Annotated in this window: 4 protein-coding genes, 4 tRNA genes and 2 rRNA genes (1 of these 10 running past the window's edge); 9 read left to right on the forward strand and 1 reads right to left on the reverse strand. The window is 51.3% G+C overall.

Going from position 1 to position 5288, the window contains the following annotated elements; genetic code table 11:
- The 4 genes from BBA90_RS19425 to birA all read left to right on the forward strand — a co-directional run.
- Window positions 1-773 (forward strand): 23S ribosomal RNA (locus BBA90_RS19425); it begins 4210 nt to the left of the window's first position.
- Window positions 774-836: 63 nt separating this feature from the next.
- Window positions 837-952: ribosomal RNA gene (gene rrf / locus BBA90_RS06840) — 5S ribosomal RNA — on the forward strand.
- A gap of 150 nt (window positions 953-1102) precedes the next feature.
- Window positions 1103-2140 carry a UDP-N-acetylmuramate dehydrogenase gene (gene murB / locus BBA90_RS06845; protein ID WP_065648480.1) on the forward strand — a complete coding sequence of 346 codons (1038 nt, stop codon included), beginning with the start codon at window positions 1103-1105 and terminating at the stop codon, window positions 2138-2140.
- Window positions 2137-3102 (forward strand): bifunctional biotin--[acetyl-CoA-carboxylase] ligase/biotin operon repressor BirA, encoded by a 966-nt coding sequence (gene birA, locus BBA90_RS06850; protein WP_065648481.1) that lies wholly within the window; start codon window positions 2137-2139, stop codon window positions 3100-3102. The genes murB and birA overlap by 4 nt, the downstream gene beginning before the upstream one ends.
- 44 nt (window positions 3103-3146) lie before the next feature.
- On the opposite strand, the gene coaA is transcribed toward birA, so the two are convergent.
- Window positions 3147-4097, reverse strand: a complete 951-nt coding sequence (coaA, locus tag BBA90_RS06855) for a type I pantothenate kinase (protein ID WP_065650420.1) — start codon at window positions 4095-4097, stop codon at window positions 3147-3149.
- 451 nt (window positions 4098-4548) lie between these two features.
- Between coaA and BBA90_RS06860 the strand changes: the two genes are divergently transcribed.
- From BBA90_RS06860 to BBA90_RS19650, 5 genes are all read left to right on the forward strand, one after another.
- Window positions 4549-4624: transfer RNA gene (locus BBA90_RS06860), tRNA-Thr, on the forward strand.
- Window positions 4625-4631: 7 nt separating this feature from the next.
- A tRNA-Tyr gene (locus BBA90_RS06865) sits at window positions 4632-4716 on the forward strand.
- 189 nt (window positions 4717-4905) lie between these two features.
- Window positions 4906-4980, forward strand: a tRNA-Gly gene (locus tag BBA90_RS06870).
- 5 nt (window positions 4981-4985) lie between these two features.
- Window positions 4986-5061: transfer RNA gene (locus tag BBA90_RS06875), tRNA-Thr, on the forward strand.
- Window positions 5062-5167: 106 nt separating this feature from the next.
- Window positions 5168-5288 (forward strand): GTP-binding protein (locus BBA90_RS19650; RefSeq protein WP_430914195.1); only part of this gene is annotated, 121 nt, incomplete at its 3' end.

Here is a 5288-nt window from a genome sequence, read left to right on the forward strand (position 1 = left end):
TGAAGCGCGGACGCCAGTCCGCGTGGAGCCATCCTTGAAATACCACCCTTTAACGTTTGATGTTCTAACGTGGGCCCGTTATCCGGGCTGCGGACAGTGTCTGGTGGGTAGTTTGACTGGGGCGGTCTCCTCCCAAAGCGTAACGGAGGAGCACGAAGGTTGGCTAATCCTGGTCGGACATCAGGAGGTTAGTGCAATGGCATAAGCCAGCTTGACTGCGAGAGTGACGGCTCGAGCAGGTGCGAAAGCAGGTCATAGTGATCCGGTGGTTCTGAATGGAAGGGCCATCGCTCAACGGATAAAAGGTACTCCGGGGATAACAGGCTGATACCGCCCAAGAGTTCATATCGACGGCGGTGTTTGGCACCTCGATGTCGGCTCATCACATCCTGGGGCTGAAGTAGGTCCCAAGGGTACGGCTGTTCGCCGTTTAAAGTGGTACGCGAGCTGGGTTTAGAACGTCGTGAGACAGTTCGGTCCCTATCTGCCGTGGGCGCTGGAGAATTGAGGGGGGTTGCTCCTAGTACGAGAGGACCGGAGTGAACGCACCGCTGGTGTTCGGGTTGTCACGCCAGTGGCACTGCCCGGTAGCTAAGTGCGGAAAAGATAAGTGCTGAAAGCATCTAAGCACGAAACTTGCCCCGAGATGAGTTCTCCCTGAGCACTTGATGCTCCTGAAGGGACGTTGAAGACGACGACGTTGATAGGCCGGGTGTGTAAGCGCAGCGATGCGTTGAGCTAACCGGTACTAATGACCCGTGAGGCTTAACCTTACAACGCCAGAGGCGTTTTGAGAGACCTGATTTTCAGCTTGTTTTACCGGATAACAGAATTTGCCTGGCGGCCACAGCGCGGCGGTCCCACCTGACCCCATGCCGAACTCAGAAGTGAAACGCCGTAGCGCCGATGGTAGTGTGGGGCCTCCCCATGCGAGAGTAGGGAACTGCCAGGCATCCAACAAGTAAAAGAGCCCTGAACGTCTGTTCAGGGCTTTTTTACGTCTGCAGAAAAGTAAAATTTCCCTGCTAAAACCATCAAAACCCCCACTCCTGATTAGCCAATCGGGTAAACTACGGCCAGATCACTCAGTAAAGGCCGTGAAATGTCCAGCCCAGGTACCTCCCTCAAAGCATGTAATACGTTCGGTCTTGAGATCGACGCACAATCACTGATTATCGCTGATAGCGCAGAAGCCATCACCGCAGCCTGGCACTCCAGCCAGCAACGCAGTCAGCCCTTTATCATCCTCGGTGAAGGAAGCAACGTCCTGTTCCTCGAAGATTTCAACGGCACTGTCGTGGTTAATGCCATCAAAGGTATTCAGCTGGAAGAACACGAAGAAGCCTGGCATGTGCACGTTGGTGCAGGTGAAAACTGGCATCAGTTAGTGGAATATACCCTGAAAAAAGGGATCCCCGGTCTGGAAAATCTGGCGCTCATCCCGGGTATGTCAGGCTCCGCACCGATTCAGAATATTGGCGCTTACGGCATAGAATTTAAAGATGTCTGTCACTATGTCGATGTACTCCATCTGCCCACATCGGCCATGAAAAGGCTCTCTCGTGAGGAGTGCTGCTTTGGCTATCGCGATAGCGTGTTTAAACACGGGCTCAAAGATGACTACGTCATCATCGCAACCGGCCTGCGCCTGATGAAAGCGTGGAAACCTGTACTGAGTTATGGCGATCTGGCAAAACTCAACCCGGCCACTACCAGCGCCTGGGATGTTTATCATGCTGTATGCCGGATGCGTCAAAGCAAACTGCCTGACCCGCGCGTCACCGGCAATGTGGGCAGTTTTTTTAAAAACCCTATTATTTCAGCCGGTCAACTGACGGAGCTGCTCGCGCAGTGGCCTGCAATACCGCATTATCCTCAGCCTGACGGTACAGTAAAACTGGCGGCAGGCTGGTTAATCGACCAGTGCCAGCTTAAGGGCTTCAGAGTGGGTGGCGCTGCAGTGCATTGCCAGCAGGCTCTGGTTCTGATCAATCAGGACTGCGCCACACCGCAGAATATTGTCACGCTGGCCCATACAGTGCGGCAGCATGTGGGTAAGAGATTTAATGTCTGGCTGGAACCTGAAGTTCGTTTTATTGGTGCCGAGGGTGAGCGCAATGCGGTTGAGGTTATTGCATGAAAGATCATAGCGTTCCTCTCAAACTGGCGGCGTTGCTGGCTGACGGAGAATTTCATTCAGGCGAACAGCTGGGTGAAGCGCTGGGCATGAGTCGTGCTGCCGTTAATAAGCATATACAGACTCTGAAAAGCTGGGGTCTGGATATCTATACCGTGACGGGGAAAGGCTACAGTCTGGCGATGCCTTTGCAGCTGCTGGATGAAGCGCTTATCCAGGCGCATCTGGAGACCTCAGGCATTGCCGTTATTCCGGTTATAGATTCAACCAATCAGTACCTGCTCGATCGTATGGATCAGCTTGAGTCAGGTTTTGCCTGTGTTGCAGAGTATCAGCAGGCCGGGCGTGGACGCCGCGGACGTAAATGGTTTTCTCCCTTCGGGGCTAATCTGTATCTGTCGATGTACTGGCGTCTGGAGCAGGGACCTGCTGCAGCAATGGGGCTGAGTCTGGTCATAGGAATTGTTATGGCTGAAGTTATTCAGTCGCTTGGCGCTGAAAATGTACGTGTGAAGTGGCCAAACGATCTCTATCTTAACGATCGGAAACTTGCAGGCATCCTGGTTGAACTCACCGGCAAAACCGGCGATGCGGCGCAAATTGTAATGGGCGCCGGTATCAATCTTGGTATGCGGGGCGAGGGCACGTCAGAAATTAATCAGGGCTGGATAAACCTGCAGGAAGCGGGCGTTACCATCGATCGCAATCAGCTGGCAGCTCATATCATCAACAGCCTGCGCGCGGCGTTACCGCTTTTTGAACGCGATGGTCTGGCGCCATTCATACCCCGCTGGGAAAAGCTGGATAATTTTATTAATCGTCCGGTTAAATTACTGATTGGTGAGCGTGAGGTCTACGGTATTGCTCGCGGGATCGATAAGCAGGGTGGCTTACTGCTGGAACAGGAGGGAGTAAGTAAATCCTGGGTTGGCGGAGAGATCTCGCTCAGGCCAGATAACGGCTAGCCACAGCAGCATGATAACAGCCCTGCACGCAGGGCTTTATCCTGTTACTTCCTCAGCCTTACGCTCTGAACGGCGTGATCAGCCTCTTTGGTCATAATCAGGCTGGCACGTTCACGCGTTGGCAGAATATTTTCTTTCAGGTTAAGACCGTTTATTTCCTGCCACAGTCCGCGCGCGATATTTACGGCATCCTCTTTCGGCAACTGTGAATAGTGATGAAAGTAGGAGTCGGGATCGCTGAAAGCGCCTTCACGGAATTTCAGAAAGCGGTTGATATACCAGCGTTCCAGTAAGATTTCCGGTGCATCCACATAGATTGAAAAATCCACAAAGTCTGAAACAAACACGTGATGCGGATCGTGCGGGTAATCCATACCGCTCTGCAGCACATTAAGCCCTTCCAGAATCAGAATGTCAGGCTGCTCAACAACTTTATCGCCATCAGGAATGACATCATAAATCAGATGTGAGTAAACCGGCGCTGTGACCTGGCTGGCACCCGATTTTAGATCGGAAACAAACTTTACCAGGCGATGCATATCGTAGGATTGCGGAAACCCTTTCTTTTTCATCAGACCGCGCTCTTTCAGCACGGCATTCGGATGCAGGAAACCATCAGTGGTGATCAATTCTACTTTGCGATGTTCCGGCCAGCGGCTTAGCAGCGCCTGCAGAACGCGTGCAGTCGTGCTTTTCCCTACGGCAACGCTGCCAGCAATACTGATGATATAAGGGATCTTTTGCCCGTTGGTACCGAGAAACTGTTCCAGCACGGCCTGACGTCGCAGATTAGAACTGATGTAGAAGTTCAGCAGACGTGATAAAGGAAGATAGATCTCAGCGACCTCATCAAGAGAGAGATCTTCATTGATACCGCGCAGACGCTCAACTTCACGTTCGTCCAGCGTCATAGGCACTGAGTCACGCAGCGCAGCCCACTGCTGCCTGTCAAATTGCAGGTATGGGGTGGTCAGTGGCGTTGTTTTTCTACTCATAAGCATATATCTGACCGCATAGTCTGGTTCATCCCTGCCTCATCTTGAAGCATCCTGAACGCGATTGCGCGTCATAGAAGATAAATTAACGGAAACAGTGGGCAGGAGGTTAACACCAGTGTCACTTTAAACAGAAGTAAAATGATGATCCTGCGAGCGCTTTCGCAGAACACACCACATTTTTTTCACCGGATGAAATGAAAAAGTTGTGTTTCCTTTTAGTCATCGGGAAAAAAGAGCAAATCGTTTAACGTAAGGCAGCTGAAAAAGAGGGGAAACAGAGAACGCTCGCTGAAAGAGGTTGATGAACATTTGTACCAAATATGAGTATAGAAGCAGCAGTAATGCCTGATGGTGAGAGGTTTTGCACAAATAGTAAGCAAAAGAATAAAAATGATGATTTTCTTGTTGCATCTCGGAGCCGGTCTTCCTAGAATGCGCGTCACTTGATGCCGGCTTAGCTCAGTTGGTAGAGCAACTGACTTGTAATCAGTAGGTCACCAGTTCGATTCCGGTAGCCGGCACCATCAAGTAGGTGGGATTCCCGAGCGGCCAAAGGGAGCAGACTGTAAATCTGCCGTCACAGACTTCGAAGGTTCGAATCCTTCTCCCACCACCATCTCAGCCTCCTGGTTGGGCATCGGGTAAAGAATTACCTGATGGGTGAGTTAAACTCTCTCACCTCCGGATTCAGATTGCACATCTGTGTGGTCAGGGTCAGTCGGAAACTCTGACTGGCTCGAATAGTAAAAGGTCTTCTTTTATTATTCAAAAGCTACAGAAAGAACAGGTAGCCGAGTTCCAGGATGCGGGCATCGTATAATGGCTATTACCTCAGCCTTCCAAGCTGATGATGCGGGTTCGATTCCCGCTGCCCGCTCCAGATGTGCTGATATGGCTCAGTTGGTAGAGCGCACCCTTGGTAAGGGTGAGGTCCCCAGTTCGACTCTGGGTATCAGCACCACTTCCTTTATCTCTCTCCTGATTCTCTCTCTGTAAAACTAACATCGGGCACTGCCTGGTTAATGTGACGATATCTTTGATATATCCGTGTCTTAGAGGGACAAGCGATGGCTAAAGAGCAATTTCAACGTAACAAACTGCACGTAAACGTGGGCACCATCGGTCACGTTGACCACGGTAAAACCACCCTGACTGCAGCAATCACCACCGTTCTGGCTAAAACCAACG

Origin of the sequence: Pantoea eucrina (assembly GCF_001691555.1) — a bacterium.
GTDB classification, from domain to species: Bacteria; Pseudomonadota; Gammaproteobacteria; order Enterobacterales; family Enterobacteriaceae; genus Pantoea; species Pantoea borealis.